At 65.6% G+C, this 16,056-nt stretch carries 17 protein-coding genes; 8 read left to right on the top strand and 9 right to left on the bottom strand.

The annotated features are described in order from the left end of the window. Positions 1 to 27 precede the first annotated feature (27 nt). Positions 28 to 681: an HTH-type transcriptional repressor FabR gene (gene fabR, locus AB8808_RS03045; protein ID WP_369926631.1), complete on the bottom strand. Its 654-nt coding sequence runs from the start codon at positions 679 to 681 to the stop codon at positions 28 to 30. Between the two features lie 93 nt (positions 682 to 774). Between fabR and AB8808_RS03040 the strand changes: the two genes are divergently transcribed. Together AB8808_RS03040 and AB8808_RS03035 are read left to right on the top strand one after the other, a co-directional pair. After that, complete coding sequence (locus tag AB8808_RS03040; RefSeq protein ID WP_369926629.1) at positions 775 to 1,845, top strand: ferredoxin reductase; 1,071 nt, start codon at positions 775 to 777, stop codon at positions 1,843 to 1,845. Between the two features lie 9 nt (positions 1,846 to 1,854). After that, positions 1,855 to 2,976 (top strand): fatty acid desaturase family protein, encoded by a 1,122-nt coding sequence (locus AB8808_RS03035; protein ID WP_036137782.1) that lies wholly within the window; start codon positions 1,855 to 1,857, stop codon positions 2,974 to 2,976. A gap of 82 nt (positions 2,977 to 3,058) precedes the next feature. Here the strand turns inward: AB8808_RS03035 and AB8808_RS03030 are convergent, their stop codons facing one another. From AB8808_RS03030 to AB8808_RS03005, 6 genes are all read right to left on the bottom strand, one after another. Continuing rightward, positions 3,059 to 3,634 (bottom strand): hypothetical protein, encoded by a 576-nt coding sequence (locus AB8808_RS03030; RefSeq protein ID WP_369926627.1) that lies wholly within the window; start codon positions 3,632 to 3,634, stop codon positions 3,059 to 3,061. 73 nt (positions 3,635 to 3,707) lie between these two features. Next, positions 3,708 to 4,529, bottom strand: a complete 822-nt coding sequence (locus AB8808_RS03025; RefSeq protein ID WP_369926625.1) for a hypothetical protein — start codon at positions 4,527 to 4,529, stop codon at positions 3,708 to 3,710. 148 nt (positions 4,530 to 4,677) lie between these two features. Then, positions 4,678 to 6,015, bottom strand: a complete 1,338-nt coding sequence (locus AB8808_RS03020) for a sigma-54-dependent transcriptional regulator (protein WP_369926623.1) — start codon at positions 6,013 to 6,015, stop codon at positions 4,678 to 4,680. After that, complete coding sequence (locus AB8808_RS03015) at positions 6,006 to 7,442, bottom strand: sensor histidine kinase (RefSeq protein ID WP_369926621.1); 1,437 nt, start codon at positions 7,440 to 7,442, stop codon at positions 6,006 to 6,008. The genes AB8808_RS03020 and AB8808_RS03015 overlap by 10 nt, the downstream gene beginning before the upstream one ends. Positions 7,443 to 7,529: 87 nt before the next feature. Next, positions 7,530 to 7,754, bottom strand: a complete 225-nt coding sequence (locus tag AB8808_RS03010) for a hypothetical protein (RefSeq protein ID WP_369926619.1) — start codon at positions 7,752 to 7,754, stop codon at positions 7,530 to 7,532. 127 nt (positions 7,755 to 7,881) lie between these two features. Next, positions 7,882 to 8,229, bottom strand: coding sequence for an energy transducer TonB (locus tag AB8808_RS03005; protein WP_369926617.1), 348 nt, complete (start codon positions 8,227 to 8,229; stop codon positions 7,882 to 7,884). A gap of 169 nt (positions 8,230 to 8,398) precedes the next feature. Here AB8808_RS03005 and AB8808_RS03000 point away from each other — a divergent pair, with 169 nt between their 5' ends. Together AB8808_RS03000 and AB8808_RS02995 are read left to right on the top strand one after the other, a co-directional pair. Continuing rightward, positions 8,399 to 9,229 (top strand): transporter, encoded by an 831-nt coding sequence (locus tag AB8808_RS03000; protein ID WP_369926615.1) that lies wholly within the window; start codon positions 8,399 to 8,401, stop codon positions 9,227 to 9,229. Between the two features lie 110 nt (positions 9,230 to 9,339). After that, positions 9,340 to 9,816, top strand: a complete 477-nt coding sequence (locus tag AB8808_RS02995; protein WP_369926614.1) for a P-loop NTPase family protein — start codon at positions 9,340 to 9,342, stop codon at positions 9,814 to 9,816. Between the two features lie 68 nt (positions 9,817 to 9,884). Here AB8808_RS02995 and AB8808_RS02990 read toward each other — a convergent pair whose 3' ends face one another. After that, the gene (locus AB8808_RS02990; protein WP_369926612.1) at positions 9,885 to 11,492 is read right to left on the bottom strand and encodes a methyl-accepting chemotaxis protein; all 1,608 of its coding nucleotides are present in this window, start codon (positions 11,490 to 11,492) and stop codon (positions 9,885 to 9,887) included. Between the two features lie 441 nt (positions 11,493 to 11,933). Between AB8808_RS02990 and AB8808_RS02985 the strand changes: the two genes are divergently transcribed. Beyond that, positions 11,934 to 12,062 carry a hypothetical protein gene (locus AB8808_RS02985; RefSeq protein WP_369926610.1) on the top strand — a complete coding sequence of 43 codons (129 nt, stop codon included), beginning with the start codon at positions 11,934 to 11,936 and terminating at the stop codon, positions 12,060 to 12,062. A 44-nt stretch (positions 12,063 to 12,106) separates the two neighbouring features. On the opposite strand, the gene AB8808_RS02980 is transcribed toward AB8808_RS02985, so the two are convergent. Beyond that, positions 12,107 to 13,036, bottom strand: a complete 930-nt coding sequence (locus AB8808_RS02980; protein ID WP_369926609.1) for a LysR family transcriptional regulator — start codon at positions 13,034 to 13,036, stop codon at positions 12,107 to 12,109. 97 nt (positions 13,037 to 13,133) lie between these two features. Between AB8808_RS02980 and AB8808_RS02975 the strand changes: the two genes are divergently transcribed. From AB8808_RS02975 to AB8808_RS02965, 3 genes are all read left to right on the top strand, one after another. Further along, the gene (locus AB8808_RS02975; RefSeq protein WP_369926607.1) at positions 13,134 to 13,892 is read left to right on the top strand and encodes an SDR family oxidoreductase; all 759 of its coding nucleotides are present in this window, start codon (positions 13,134 to 13,136) and stop codon (positions 13,890 to 13,892) included. A 259-nt stretch (positions 13,893 to 14,151) separates the two neighbouring features. Further along, complete coding sequence (locus AB8808_RS02970) at positions 14,152 to 15,180, top strand: hypothetical protein (protein WP_369926605.1); 1,029 nt, start codon at positions 14,152 to 14,154, stop codon at positions 15,178 to 15,180. Positions 15,181 to 15,585: 405 nt separating this feature from the next. Next, positions 15,586 to 16,032, top strand: coding sequence for a DUF3060 domain-containing protein (locus tag AB8808_RS02965; RefSeq protein WP_185754200.1), 447 nt, complete (start codon positions 15,586 to 15,588; stop codon positions 16,030 to 16,032). Positions 16,033 to 16,056 lie beyond the last annotated feature (24 nt).

Here is a 16,056-nt window from a genome sequence, read left to right as displayed (position 1 = left end):
GATGATTCGTCAGCCGGGAGAAGGGATCTAACCGGCCGCCTGGTCCAGCACGCGCGATCCGGTGATGATCATCCGCAGCATCTTGGCGATCTGCTCGATCACCTGCGGATCGTGCTCGGGCGGCTGGTCCATGGCGATCGCGCCCATGGCGAAGACCAGCCGGGTGATCGCCTTGGACACCAGTGCCGGCTCGTGCAGGGTGGCGCGTTCCGCGGCGGCAAGGCGGATGAGATCGACCCGCAACTCGTCCTCGAAGTACATCAGTTCGCGCTCGACCGCCTGCTTGAAGGCGTCCGAGCCCACCGCCCCCTCGCGCAGCAGGACATGCAGCAGCTTGTCGTCGGCGCGCAGTTGCTCCATGAACGTCTCGACCGAGACGCGGATGACGCTGCGATCGGTGGACGTGGCGCGTTCGCGGGCCGAGCCGATGATGGTGCGCAGCGATCGGCCAGCCAGGTCGATGAGCGCGATGGCCAGCTCGTCCATGTCGCGGAACTGACGATAGAAGCTGTTCGGGGCGATACCGGCCTCGCGGGCCACCTCGCGCAAGCTGACCGTGGAGAGTCCGCGGTTGGGGCCGATCAGCTTCAGCGCGGCGGCCAGCAGGTCCTCACGGGCGATACCGACCTTGCGTGGCGGCGTCGGATTGGCCAGGGACGGAGTGAGGATGATCGAGGTCATGAGGCGGCGATGGCGGGCAAGACCCGATCATACTCCCCCCTCGTCACTGCACAACTGTATAGACATTCGTAAACATGGGCGTATAGTGAACGCATGAACGCCCTCCCCGTTCCGAAGTCACCCCGCCTGCAACGCGCTGTCCGGCGCGCCGTGTCCCCTGCCCTGTTCGACTTCTGGGCCACGCGGTTCAATCCGCTGTGGACCCTCGAACAGCCCATGGCACGCGTTCTCTCGCGCACGCCGGCCGGCCGGGATGCCGTCACCCTGGTACTGCGGCCCAATCGCCACTGGCGCGGCATGCTTCCGGGTCAGCACGTCAACGTCGGCGTGGAGATAGAAGGTCGCCGGCTGGTCCGCAGCTACAGCCCCACGCCCCTGGACGACGGCACGCTGGCCATCACGGTCAAGGCCATGCCGGGCGGCGTGGTCAGCGGCCACCTGGCCCGCAAGACGTGGATCGGCGACGTGGTCACGCTCGGCCAGGCGTTCGGCGACATGACCCTCCCCGCTCCGCGCGACGACCTGCTCCTGCTGGCCGCCGGCAGCGGCATCACGCCGATGCGGGCGCTGGTCCGCTCACTGGCCGCACAGGGCATGCCGGTCAAGGTCGACCTGATGTACTGGGCCCGGCAGAGCGACGAACTCTGCTTCGTGGACGAGTTGCAGGCCCTGGCCGCCGCGCACCCGCGCCTGCGGGTGCGCACCTTGCTGACGCGTGATGAAAACGCCCCCGACGAGCGCATCGACGCCATCGCGCTGACCTCGGTGGATGACCTTGCCACGCGCCATGTGCTGGCCTGCGGTCCGGGTGGTTTCGTCCAGGCGGCGCGCACGCGGCTGCACGGCTACGTGGCGCGATTCGATGCCGAGGCATTCAGTGCGCCGGCCCTGGTCGACGGCGAGGAAGGCGAGGTCCAGGTCCATCTGGCACGCAGCGGTCGCACCCTTACCCTCCCCCGCGGCCGGTCGCTGCTGGAAGGCCTGGAAGCGCAGGGCCTTCGTCCCGCGCACGGCTGCCGCATGGGCATCTGCAACACCTGCGTCTGTGGACGCGAGTCCGGCACGGTACGGCACACGCTGACCGGCATGCACAACGGCGAACCGTCGACCCAGGTGCGCCTGTGTGTCAGCGCGCCGAGCACCGATCTGGTCCTGGACCTCTAAGGAAATCACATGGCCCGTATCACCAACCGCATTCTTTCCGCTGCCGAGCTGCAGTCGTTCGGCGACGAACTGGACGCCCTGCGCGCACGCGTCACCGCCGATGTCGGCGCGCGCGATGCACGCTATATCCGCCGCATCGTGGCCGCCGTGCGCTGGACCGGCGTCGCCGGACGCGCCCTGCTCTTCCTCGGTGCCTTCGTGCATGCCGTTCTGGTGCCCGCATGGATACTGGGCGTGCTGTGCCTGGGTGCGTCGAAGATCCTGGAAAACATGGAACTCGGCCATAACGTGATGCACGGCCAGTACGACTGGATGGGCGACCCGAAGCTCAACGGCAAGACCTACGAATGGGACATCGTCGCGACGGGCGATGCCTGGCGCAAGACGCACAACTTCCAGCACCACACGTACACCAACGTGCGCGGCATGGACGACGACATCGGCTACGGCCTGCTGCGCATCTTCCCGGAACAGCGCTGGCGCCCGTTCTACCTGATGCAGCCGTTCATCGCGGTGGTCTTCATGCTGCTGTTCCAGTGGGGCGTGGCGATCCAGGACCTTCGCGTGGGCCGCTGGTTCGCCGGCAAGATGAAGGGCGCCGAACTGCGCCGGGCGTTTCGTCCGGTCGGCCGCAAGATGGGCCGCCAGCTGCTGAAGGATTACCTGGTGTTCCCGCTGTTGGCGGGCCCGTTCTTCCTGCCGGTGCTGCTGGGCAACATGGTGGCCAACGGCATGCGCAACGTGTGGACCTTCGTCATCATCTTCTGCGGCCACTTCACCGCCGATGCGGAAGTGTTCCCGAAGGAAACCATCCGCAACGAAACCCGTGGCCACTGGTACCTGCGCCAGCTGCGCGGCTCGTCGAACATCGCCGGTGGCAAGCTGCTCAACGTGATGTCGGGCAACCTCAGCCACCAGATCGAGCACCACTTCTTCCCCGACCTGCCGGCCAACCGCTACGCGGCCATGGCAGTGGAAGTGAAGCAGATCTGCGCGCGTTACGGCCAGCACTACAACACCGGCTCGCTGCCGAAACAGTTCGGCCAGGTGATCTGGCGCATCGTGCGGCACGCGTTCCCGAGCCGGGCCCGTGCGGTGCGCATGCCGGAAGCGGCCATGCAGGGCGGCTGAGGCGATAAAAAAGGGCGGCGCGCCGATCACCCCCGAGGTGGTCGACGCGCCGCCCTTTTTCATGGGCGCGGAAGCGGCTGGATCAGTGCTTGGGCTTGGGCTTCTTCGGCAACGCCGTCACGGAGCCCGCATCCTTGCCAAGGCTTTCTACTTCGATCACCGCACCGTGCGGCGTATCCAGCCAGCGGCCTTCCACGCCGATACCACGGCCGACCACGAGATGCTTCGACAGCGCATCGGCGGCATGGGGCGGAATGCGCGCGATCACGCCATCGTCCAGCAGCACGCCGTGCACGTTGCCCTTGGGGCCGTGCAGCAACCGCTCCACGGTGCCCTCGTACGACCAGCGCGAACCGTCATCGGCCACTTTCGGCTTGTCGTGCCCCTTGGCGGGACCCTCGTCCACGATCCGCTTGCCGCGGGGCGGGTCGATGGCGACGGCCACCACGAGATCGACGTCACGCAGCGCCACGCCACGCACCTCGATGGTCGCGCCGGGCTTGATGGCTTTCTCGATCGCGGCGGAAAGGTGCGGCGGCGTGTGCACCTCCATGCCGTCATCGAGCAACAGGCCGTCGATGAGACCGTGACCGTTGAGGAGGAAACGGTCCAGGGCGCCGCGGATCACCGGCAGGCGATCGGGGTCGAGATGATGCATGGGTATCTCCAGTAAAAAGGGAAAGCAGGACGGCCGCCCGTAAAACGGGCGGCCGTGTAACGCGGTGCTCGGCTCAGCGGACGGGCGGCGGAACCATGCCCACCGTGTTGGCCGGACCCGGCACCGTCTGCGCCGGCGCCGGGGGGGCGGGCGGCGGCGGGAGCTGACCCGGCTGCGGCGGCGGCACCAGCGGCTGCTCGGTACCGGGGGAAGCGCCGATCGCCGTGGCCTGAATGGCCCTGCCGAAGGGCGACTCCACGCCAAAACCCTTGGCGCTCAGGCGGGCGCCCGGTTGCAGCAAGGGGTTGTCCACCGCAGCCGGCGGCGGCACCCGCACGATCGGGCCGCTATCGAGGACCACGCCGTTGACCTCGCCCATGGGCCCCAGCAGTGCCTGGGTCACGCGACCCTGCGCGTCCATCGGCTGGAGGGCCGGCGGGAGCGGCGGTGCGGGCGGAACGGCGGGCGGCGTATAGACCAGCTTGTCGCCATTGGGCAGGCCGAGCGACGCGGCGCGGATCAGCGGCAACGTACCCACCCGGAAACCGTCGATGTCGAGACGGTCGCCCGTCCTGGCCTTGGCGGTCAGCGACGCGCCGAGGGTCGGCGGGAAATCGACCTGCGTGTGGTCGGCAAGGAGCACGCCGTCCACCTCACCGTTGGGGTTGACCAGGAAGCGAGCGATGCGACCGTTCAGTTGCACGCTGCGCTGGGACGAGGCCATCGGCGGCGGGGGCGGCGGCGGAAGCGGTGCGGCCTGATCCGGTGCCGGCGGCTGGGCCTGGGCTGCCGTGACGGGCCGGGGCGCGGCGGGCGACGGAGCGACGGTGGCGGCGGCTGCCGTCATGCCTGCGCAGGCGGCGAGGATGGCGAAGGAAAGAACGCGAGTTTTCATGTTCGACTCCGAGGTGCGGTGGGGAGGCCGCATCAGGTCGATGCATGCGCCGTGCCAACCCTGGGAACGCCCTGCGGCGCGGCCGTGCGCGTCGGGTGCCGGCGGCGATGTCCCTTTCCGGGACACTCGGATGTCCGCCCGCAGGACATCATTCCAGCCCGTAATCCACCAGCTTGCGATAGAGCAGCTGGCGCCGGATGCCGAGCCGTCGGGCTGCCTCCGCACGGTTGCCACGCGCCTCGCGCAAGGCGTCGACGATCATCGTGCGCTCGAGGCGTGCCACGGCATCGGGCAGGCTTTCGGACGCGGAATCGGTATCGACGGTAATGGTCGCGGCCGGCACTGCCGTGTTGAGCATCGGCGCGAGATCCGTTGCGTCGATGCGCTGGCCTGCCACCAGCACGCGACAGCGTTCCATCACGTTGCGCAGCTCGCGCACGTTGCCGGGCCACGCATACGCCTGCAACAGCGCCAGGGCGGCCTCCGTGAGTTGCTTGCCCGGCCGGCCGTCTTCCTGGAGGAAACGATCGGCCAGCGCCGGGATGTCCTCGGGGCGCTCGCGCAACGCGCCCAGTTCGATCGGCAGCACGTTGAGGCGATAGAACAGGTCGCTTCGGAACGTGCCTGCCGCGATGAGGTCACCGATGCGGCGATGCGTGGCGGCCAGCACGCGGACATCCACACGGACCGGCTGGCTGCTGCCCAGCGGCGTCACGGCGCCTTCCTGCAACACACGCAGCAGTTTCGCCTGCATGGGCAGCGGCATGTCGCCGATCTCGTCCAGCAGCAGCGTGCCGCCATCGGCCTCACGAAAATAGCCCTCGCGCTCCGTGGAGGCGCCGGAAAACGCGCCGCGCCGGTGTCCGAACAGTTCGCTCTCGAGCAGGTCGGCGGGGATGGCCGCGCAGTTCACCGCGACGAACGGCCGTGCGGCGCGCGGGCTGGCCCGGTGCAGGGCGCGCGCGACCAGTTCCTTGCCCGTGCCCGTCTCGCCCGTGATCAGCACCGGCACGTCGCTGGCGGCGGCCAGTCCGATGCGTTTCTGCACCTGGCGCATCCCCTGGCTGCCCCCTGCCAGCTCGGTGTCGTCGGCCGTCACGGCCGGCACGCTGGTCCGCTGTCCGGAAGCCAGCGCACGCGCCACGATGTCGGCCAGTTCGGCACGCCCGATCGGCTTGGTGAGGTGATCGAACGCACCCAGGCGCATGGCGTCGATGGTGTTCTGGCCCGACGCGAAAGCAGTGAGCATGATGACCGGAATGGCGCTGATGCGGGCATCCGCCTGCCGCTGGCGCAGAAAACTGATGCCGTCCATCGTCGGCATGCGGTAATCGACGAAGGCGAGCTCGACCGGCGAGTCGGCCAGCATGGCCAGCCCTGCGCTGCCGTCCGTCGCCACGATCACCTCGTGCCCCATCGAGCCCAGGGTGACAGCCAGCGTCGCCCCGAAATCGCGATCGTCGTCGATGAGCAGGATCAGCGCCATGGCAGCTCCACGCGAAAAGCGGTCTGGCCGGCGTGCCATGCATGGCCGACGGTTCCGTTATGGGCTTCGACGATATCGCGTACCAGTGCCAGCCCCAGGCCGTTACCGTCGATGCGGTCCGTGGCGAAGGGTTCGAACAGGTGGTCGCGAACCTCCTGCGACATGGGTTCGCCCACGTTGGCGACGATCATCACCAGCCGCCCGTCCGTGGTCTCGATGGACCAGTTCACGGTACTGCCGGTAGCACGATGACGCAGCGCGTTGCGCAGCAGGTTGTCGACCGCGCGCTCCATCTGCGCCGGATCGAGCGACCAGGTGGTCGCCCCGTCGCCGAGGCGCAGTGCGACGGCGGCTTGCCCTTCGCCCAGTTCGGCCAGCACGCGCCGGGCCCACTCGGCGATGCCCACCTCGGCGCGCTCCACGCGCACCGGCTGCACCATGCGCAGCAGCGTTTCCACCAGGGCATCCAGCTTGCCCACCTGTGCCAGCATCAGGTCCAGCGAGGCGTGGGTGGTCGGGGACAGGGCTTCGGGCGTGATCGCCAGCGCGTTCTCGGCCGCCAGGCGCAGGGTGGCGATGGGGTTGCGGATCTCGTGCGCCACGGTGGCGGTCATGCGACCCAGCGAGGCCAGGCGCTCATGACGGCTGAGTTGACTGGCCAGCGTGGCCGCCTCGCGGTGGCTCTCGGCCAGCCGGGTCGCATAGCGCACCACCGTCTCGCCCAGGCGATCCAGCTCGGGCGCGCCCGTTCGCGGCAGGTCGGGAATGGCGTCGCTGTGCGCCAGCGCGTGCTCCACCGCGGCAAAGCGTCGTGACCAGCGCCGCATGATGGCGCCCAGCGCACCGGCCGAAGCGAGCGCCAGGGCCAGCAATACGCCCGCCGCCGCCGCGAACAATCCGGACGAGCGACCCGGCGCACGGGCCAGGTGGGTCATGGTCCATCCCGCGCGGTACGCGTCGATCGGGCAGGCGGCGATCAACAGCGATTCGCGCTTCCCGGAACGGGTATAGCCGACCGCCTCGTGCCGCGACAGGGCCGCTGCGGCCGTCGTCGCCAGGTTGCCCCGCTCCGCGTCCGGCACGTCGGACTTGCTGCCAGAGCCCTGGTACGTGGGGTAGGCGTAGGCGACGAAACCCGTGCGATTGTCCCAGACGCCGCCCTCGATGCCGTCCTGGTCCGCCAGCACCAGCTGCACCACGACGTTGGCAAGGCCGTTGGCCAGCGACTCCGAGCGCGCGTCCGCACTGGCACCGTTATAGCGGGCGACCAGGGACGCGCAATCGGTGTCCAGGGTTTGTCGCGCCTGGGCAAGCTGCATGCTGCCGGACTGCTGCCAGGCGGCGAACAGCAAACCGGCCATGCCGACGCAGCCGGCAAGGATCAGCACCCAGACCAGGAAAAGCTGACGGGAAAGGGTTGCGGGCATGGGACACCGGGGAGGAAAGTCCGGCGAGGGTAGGCGTGTTATCGGTACGCTTTCGTGAACGGCCCGGACGACGCGCGCCCCGCAGCGCTACGACTCCTCGAAACCGACGCCTGTCGGCGAGGGGACGTAGAGATCGTGCGCGAGGAAGCCGAGACAGACCAGCGTGAGTATGACGCCGGCCGCGATCCAGAGACGACGGCGCGCCGGATTCCAGCGGGCGCAGTACTGACGCCACCAGGGGAAGGCCGCCGCTGCGGCGCGCACGCCGTGCAACGCCCATTGGCTGTTTTCCAGATGCTGGAGTGCCCACATCGTCCTTGATCCTTCTGCTCAGGCGGTCGTCGTCCGCAGGATTATGGATAAGAGCGACCGCGAGCGGTGTAGGCCTAGGCCCAGCAATTGTGTAGGCATTCCCCTACACAGATTCCGACATTCTTCCCTAGGCTTGGGGCGCCACAGCGGCATGCGCCACCGCGGCGCCGGAGGGATCGAGCTTGACCGGTACGATCGCCTCGACACTCCGTCGGGTCCCATGCTGGACGGGTGGGTTGAAGGCGTGCGCCTCGACGACTGACAGCGCCTTGCGGTCCAGGTCCGCATTGCCCGTCGTGCGAACGATCCGGGCGTGACTCGCATGTCCGTCAGCGTCAACGGTGACCTGCACGATAGCCTCGCCCGAGGCCGGCCGCCCCGAGGCGTCTTTCGGCCAGTCGTCGGCATGCACTGCCTGCGTCAGGAACGCACCGATGGCCATCAGAACCCGATAACCCGCGATGTGTCTGCCCATGACCTTCTCCGGAAAATGTCCGGCCGAACTGTAACGCCGATCGCACGCGCGACGAACCGTAAGTTTGCGCGTTGTTTACGGCATCCCGTCCAGGAAACCTATTGTTTTTACGGCGTGTCGCAATAACTTGCGCGTACCGGCACCGATTGCCTCCGATATCCCGCACCCCATGAATTCATATACCCGCCTCCGCCATCGGACGCCTGCGCTGGCCGCCTGTCTTGCGATGGCCCTGCTGGCAATGTCGGCACCATCCTTCGCCGACGATGCCGCAACGCCCCTCTGCACCGACCGGCCGACCAAGGCCAACTCGACGTGCACCGTGCCTGCCGGTTCCGCCCAGGTCGAAATCGATATCGGCAACACCACGCGCGATCATCAGGCATCGACGACCACGCGTACGGTCAACATCATCAATCCGACGCTGAAGTACGGACTCGACGATAAAACCGACATACAACTCAGCTGGTCGCCGCACATCGCCGTGGACACGCGCGACCAGGCAAGCGATGCGCGCAGCCACGCGTCCGGTCGTGGCGACACCTATCTGCGACTGAAGCATCGGTTTGTGGATACCGATGCTGTCTCCGTAGCAGTCATCCCCTTCGTCAAAGCGCCTACCGCAGCGCATGGCATCGGCAACGATCGCTGGGAAGGCGGCATCGCTCTGCCTGTCGCCTTTCCACTCCCGGGTGGCTTCGCACTGACGCTGGGCCCCGAAGTGGATGTGCTGGCCGATCTCGATGGCTCGGGTCACCATGCGGCGCTGGTCAACCTGGTCAATGTCGCCCACCCGCTGGGCAACCGGATGACCCTCGCCGTGGAAGTGTGGGACCTGGTCAACCGCGATCCCTCTGGCACGGTACGCCAGCGTTCGGCGGATGTGGCGCTGAGCTACCTCGTCACGCCCGCCTGGCAGGTCGATGTGGGTGCCAATGTCGGCATGACCCGTGAAACACCCGATCGCCAGTTCTATGTTGGACTATCGGCCCGTTTTTAAGCGGGGCGCCATCGATCATGATCTACGCTGGTGCGACAATGTCTGGGCGAACCGTTGTGTCGGAGGCTCGGGGGTCGCATGGCGTAATGAACGAGGGTGACAGGCTGTTGATGAACGAACTCGGCCCGCGCATCTGCATCCTCGGGCCATCCAATGCGGGTAAATCAACCCTGGCGCACACCATTGCGTGCGCCAATGATCTGACGTGTGTGCACCTCGACCAGTTGCGGCACGTGCCGGGTACACCGTGGACGCTTCGGGACGAAGAAGCCTTTCAGGCACTGCATGATGCCGCCATTGCGGAAGACCGCTGGGTGATGGAAGGCAACTATTCGCGCCTGCTACCCAAGCGTCTTGCCCGCGCGACCGGTCTCATCGTGCTGGATGTATCGACCGGCACGAGCCTGCTGCGGTACGTGCGGCGATGTCTGGGCGGCGGTCCACGCATCGGAGGTATCGGCGCAACGCGCGACCCCGTCCGCTGGGCGATGCTCATGCACATTATCGGACCGACGCGAGCCGGTCGCAGGCGTTATGCCGAGGTGTTCGCCCAAAGTGCCCTGCCCAAACGATATATCAGTGGATAGGGAACCTGACCCGATCCGCGAGCATGTGCTGGCAGACGACAGCGCAGCCATGGCTGCGCTGTCTACGTTTATGCCGGCAACAGCACGGCTAGCGGCGGCAGGGATTCAGCCGGTGTCTCGCGCTGCTCGTTGTCCTGACTGACGCGAAACTCTCCAACCAGCCTGGCGAGGGCATCTGCCTGCCCCTTCAACGATTTGGAGGCCGCCGAGGCTTCCTCCACCAGCGCAGCGTTCTGCTGGGTGACGTCATCCATCTGGTTGACCGCCTGACGCACCTGGCCGATGCCCTGGCTCTGCTCCGTCGCCGCCGCGGCGATTTCGTTGACCAGATGAGTGACCTGCTGGATGGCCACGCCCATGGAGTTCATGTTCTGGCCCACGTCGCTCGCCTGGTTGACACCTTCTTCAATCAGTTCGTTGGAGGCACCAATCAGTGTTTTGATCTCACGTGCAGCCTTCGTGGAGTTCTGGGAGAGGATTCGCACCTCACCGGCAACGACAGCGAAACCCCGGCCGTGCTCACCCGCACGAGCCGCTTCCACCGCGGCATTCAGCGCCAGGAGGTTGGTCTGGAAGGCAATGCCTTCGATCAGCGTGATGATGTCGTTGACCTTGTGCGAGCTATGGCGAATGTTACCCATGGTAGCCAGCATCGTATCGAGTGACGAGGCACTTTTCTTCGACAAGTCATTCATGCTGCCAGCCAACTGGCTTGCCTGACGCGTGTTGTCGGCGGTCTGTCGGACGGTCTCGTGCAGTTCAGTCACGCTGGCAGCGGTCTCTTCCAAAGACGCGGCCTGCTGTTCGGTTCGCGATGAGAGATCTTCATTGCCCGCTGCAATTTGAGAAGACGCGCTACTGACCGACTGGGAAGCGACATTTACCGATACGAGTGCTTCGGACACCCGTTGCATCAGGCGGTTGAACGCGCGCGCCATGGTGCCTATTTCGTCACTACGGGATGCATCGGCGCTGACCGTAAGGTCGAGGCGCTCGCTTGCAACGGTCATGGTGTTACCGATATCCCGAAGACTTCCGCGCACCCGAAGAATGGTGACCAGTGCGAAGAAGCCGAGCAGCAAGATAGTGGCCGAAACACCTGCGGCAATGCCCCACACGGTCTTGCTGAAGATGCTGTGGTTGGTGAGGCGCAGGCCTTCACCGACCTCGATGTTGATGACAAGCTGTTTTTGATAGTCCGAAATAAGCTGGCGAATGGTACTGCCAACGCCGTCTTTACCTTCGATGAGAGGCAGACTCACGGCATCGTTATGTGCTCGGGACGCGGCCAGGAAGGCAGGGAGCTTTTCTTCGGTGTTTCGGATGTTGTCAAACGCGACGTGTGTAAGCCTTTCGTCTTCCGCGCTCGAAATGTCGTTCGTCAGATACGATTTCGTCAGGTCTTTCAGCCCGACTATCTGATGCTGAATACGAGCTTCCACTTCCGGCAGCTTGTTGTTATCTGTCTGGCTTTGATGCACGTAGAGCAGAATGGAGAGTTCGTTGCTTTGATCGATCAGTTTCCCCAGATCCTTGATCGAGGGGATAGCGTTGGCCTGGACATACTCAAAGCGATCTTGAAAGCCGGACGTTACCGTTACGGCAACAACACCCAATGCGACGAGCGCGGCAGAAAAAAGTGAAAACGTAAGCAACAGCCGCTGCGTGACGCTCATGTGATTCTTTTTCATTTTGGCAGTTATCTTCTAGAAGTGCTGGCACTGCCCTTTCCGAGAAAAGTGGGAGTTACCGATTTAGTAGAGGCAAAATCCGTTGCGGATGGCATGCTGGATATTCATCGGTTATCGGCGCGCGGTAACAAATATTGAGGGTGAAGCGAAAGATGATGCGGGCGCTCACGCCTGGTCGGTATTCGATGCCAGATGCGACGAATACCGCACAGACGTCTCGTTCGCACTTCATAAATGGCGCAGAGGCGCACGGACGACCGGAAAATTCACAGAAATTCGACATGCTTTGTAATCGTCGTTTACGTGGATACACTCCTTGCACTCGATGCCGACGCACCCGCTGTCTTCTATGGTCGTGTTGACGTGTTCGAGTGGAACCCTGAAGTAAAGGGCAGCTCGGAGTTGATCGTGAAGTAGATCGATGCGATGACTCGTAAGGATGCGTATCCGTCGGCCACCCTGGTGTGGAATGCCCAAGGTGAGGAGATTACGCAGCGCATCGTTCCGGCCTTCGAGGCCAAGCCCGGTGCCGCGGTGCTCTATCACGTGGAGTGATGGCGCTTAGTCCGTCACACCGGATGATGTCGCTTTTGATACGTTCATTTCCTCGACGGGACAGGCCCGCGCCACACCGGATCGCCCAAGGCCTCCGCGAAATAGTCTGCCACCGCTTCCACTTTCGCCGGCCGATTGCGTGTGGTCGGCGAAACGAAGTACAAGCCGCCGCCCGGCTGCTGCCACTCGGCAAGCAATGGAACAAGGCGTCCATCGCGCAGGTATTCCGCTGCGATGAATTCGGGCAGCGCGGCGATGGCCTGCCCCGCCAGCAACACCGGCAGCAAGGCCTCCGAGTTGGTTACACGCAACCGCCCCATGGGATGCACGACTTCTTCCTTCTTGCGTCCATTCCGAAAGCGCCACACGTCGCTGCCCGCGCGGAATGCATAAGCAAGGCAGTGCGCTGGATCCAGATCGCGTGGATGCCTTGGCTCGCCGTGCCGCGCGACATAGGCCGGGGCCGCCACCGTGTAGCGGGACACCTCGCAGATGCGTCGCGCCGCCAGTGACGAATCGGGCAGCGAGGCGATGCGGAGCGCGGCGTCGAAGCCGTCACCGATGACATCGACGACGGCATCGGACAGATGCAGGTCGATCGACAGTTCGGGATAACGCTCGAGCAACCCGGGGAGTATCGGCGCGATCCAGTGCACGCCGAAGGTCATCGGCACAGCCAGGCGCACCGTGCCGCGCGGAGAGGCGGACTGATCGCGTGCCAGTGCCTCCGCTTCCTCGGCGTCACGGTACAGCTGCGTCGCCCGCCCCAGCAGGCTCGTGCCGAACGCCGTCAACGCCAGCTGGCGGGACGTCCGGTTGAACACGCGGGCACCCAACCGCTTTTCAAGACGCGCGATGCCGCGCGAAAGCGTCGGCACAGAGAGGTCGAGATCACGGGCCGCCGCTGCGAACGACCGGCACTCGGCGATCTTGGCGAACAGGGCGAGGCCCTCGAAGTCAGGAAGCTTTGACATTCATTTCTGCAACGATAGTTTTCATTTGATTCTATTTCGTTCATACCGGTACGTCGATAACCTGTGCTCATCAACCCACGCGTATCGAGGTACCACCATGTCGCGCAAGCTTGAAAACAAGATCGCCGTCGTCACGGGCGGAAGCACCGGCATCGGCCTGGAAACGGCCCGCCAGTTCGCCCTCGAGGGCGCCACGGTCTACATCACCGGCCGCCGTAAGGCCGAGCTGGATGCCGCAGCGGCGTCCATCGGTCCGCAGGCCACCGGGATCACGGTGGACTCGACAAAACGTGCCGATCTGCAGCATCTGGTCGACTTCATCAAAGCCCGGCACGGGCGCGTCGATGTGCTTTTCGTCAACGCGGGCGGCGGCTCGATGCTTCCGCTGGGCGCTATTACCGAAGAGCACTTCGACGACACCTTCGACCGCAACGTGAAGGGCACCTTGTTCACCGTACAGGCGATGCTGCCCATTCTGGGCGAAGGCGCCTCGGTCATTCTCACCGGGTCGACCGCCGCCACGAAAGGCACGCCCGCTTTCAGCGTCTATGGCGCATCCAAGGCCGCCGTGCGCGCCTTGGTCCGTCACTGGATCCTGGATGTCGACAAGAGCCGCAAGCTACGCTTCAACACCCTGAGCCCCGGGCCGACGCGCACACCGGGTCTGGTGGACCTCGCCGGTCCCGATGCGGCCCAGCAGCAGGGGCTGCTCGACTTCCTCGCCACCCAGGTGCCACTGGGACGCGTGGGTGAGCCGATCGAAATCGCGCGCGCCGCCGTGTTCCTCGCATCGGACGATGCCAGTTTCGTCAACGGCATCGAGCTGTTCGTCGACGGCGGTCAGGCGCAGGTGTAGTTCGTCCCGCTCGCTCGTCTGCTGGCTTGCGGCGCTGGCCTCCAGCGTCGCGGTTACGAAACTCCTCAACGCCTTTCCCTGCTAACCGTCCTTCTCTCATGGTGAAAGGCCAAGCCTCGGAGCATCCGCGCGATACCTGACGACACGCCGCCCACACGACGCGCTCACGTGCGGCAGGACACTGTCCGCCGCACAGCACCGGATCGCCCTAACAACGACGCCGGCCCTTCTCGTCTGGCCGATGGCCAAAAGGACTTCCATGAATACCATCCGCTCCGAATCCGGCTACAGCGCCCCTGTAGGCTCCCGCATCACCGAAGGCGACGTGTCACTTATCCGTCGGATCTCGTGGGGGTCGATCTTCGCCGGCGTCATCATGGCCGTGGTCATCCAGCTCGTCCTCAGCCTCATTGGCGCAGGCATCGGCTTCAGCACGACCGACGCCCTGGCCCATGATTCGCCCGATGCCTCCAGCGTAGGCATCGGTGCCGCGGTCTGGTGGGGCGTCAGCAGCGTACTGGCCCTGTTCACCGGCGGCTGGGTCGCCGGCCACCTCGCAGGTGCGCCTGGACGCACCGACGCCATGCTCCACGGCCTCGTCGCCTGGGGTCTGGCCAGCCTGCTGGGTGCCTATCTGGTCGCCACCGCCGTCACATCCATCGTGAAGGGTGGGGCCACCGCCGCCGGTGCCGCCGCCAGCGCGGCTGGCAGCGGTATTGCCGCCGCCGCGGGTCCGGTGGTGGACGCAGCGAAGAACCAACTGCAGGAAAGCGGCATCACGATGGATTCGCTCAAGGGTCAGGCCAATCAGTTGCTGGCACAGACCGGCAAGCCCGCCTTGCAGCCCGATGCCCTCAAGCAGCAGGCCAACGGCGCGGCCAACCAGCTCAACGACGCGGCCCAGAACCAGGCCAACGGCGACACCGGCGAAGACGTGCAGACCGTGGCGCAGCGCATCATCACCTCGGGTAGCGACACCGTGCAGCAGGCGGACAAGCAGGCCCTGGTCAACGTGGTGATGGCACGCACCGGCGTGTCGCAGCAGGAAGCCGAGCAGCGCGTGGACACCTGGATCACGCAGTACCAGCAGACCAAGGCCAAGATCGCGCAGGCGAAGGCCGAGGCCGAGGTGAAGGCTCGTGAGGCCGCCGACGTCGCAGCCAAGGCTGCCGCCAAGGCGTCCCTGGGCGCGGCGATCGCACTGATTCTGGGTGCCATGGCGGCTGCCCTGGGCGGCGCGCTGGCGGGCCGCCGCTATGTGGTGGTCGTGGATGAACGCCTGCGCTGATCGCTAACGCGATCGAGCGAGCCTCGGCGCGCACGACGCGCTCCGGGGTTGCCGAGGCCCGAGGGCTACGCGGCAAGTATCCAAAAAGGCGACGGTTTTTTTACCGTCGCCTTTGCTTTGCCCGCGTTGCCCCCCCTGCATGGTCTTCCACGCGAATGATGAACGATCGCGTGGCGGTAGCTGGACGATTTCCGGGACGCAAAGCACTATCGGAACACCCGGCCACCGTGCGGCCACGGCCTGGCCCACAAGGAGATCGCGATGACGCTTCGCCCGCTTTTTTACCTGTCATGGCTAGCGCTTGCCGCGTGCACGCAACCATCGGCATCATCGGCCGACAGCACCGCTGCACCGCCCGCCGCACCCCAGGTCGATCCCATACCACCGGTTGCCTCCGTGCCCTCCATGGCATCGACGCAGGCCGGGGACGGCGACGGTGAACGCGAGACACTGTCTGTCACCTCTACCACCGGCACGATCAATTGCGAGAACCGCAACGTCGATATCACCGGGCAGCATGCGACCCTGATCCTGCGTGGGCACTGCGGCATGGTCGCGCTGCTGGGTGCCTACGGAAACCTGCAGATCGAGCATGCGGAAGGTCTGAGGGTGGTCGGCGCCAATGCCCAGGTCGTCACGACGAGCGACCTGAAGACCGTCGAGATCTTTGGAGACCGTGGCACTTTTCAGGTCGGCCATGTCGATGAGCTGCGCGTGCCGGGCCGCGAAACGCGCCTGCGCGCCTTGTCCATCCGCTCCGCCACGCTGCACGGCAGCAACAACGAGGTCATCCAGCAGGACGGCACCGCCGTCGTCCAAGACTACGGAAAGGACAACCGGATCGGTTCCTGACGGACGAAGCTACATGGCCATCGT

Source organism: Xanthomonas sp. NCPPB 2632, assembly GCF_041228075.2.
In the GTDB taxonomy this organism is placed as follows: Bacteria; Pseudomonadota; Gammaproteobacteria; order Xanthomonadales; family Rhodanobacteraceae; genus Luteibacter.
Note: the sequence above shows the minus strand (reverse complement) of the source record. Positions and strands in the feature narration are given on the sequence as shown.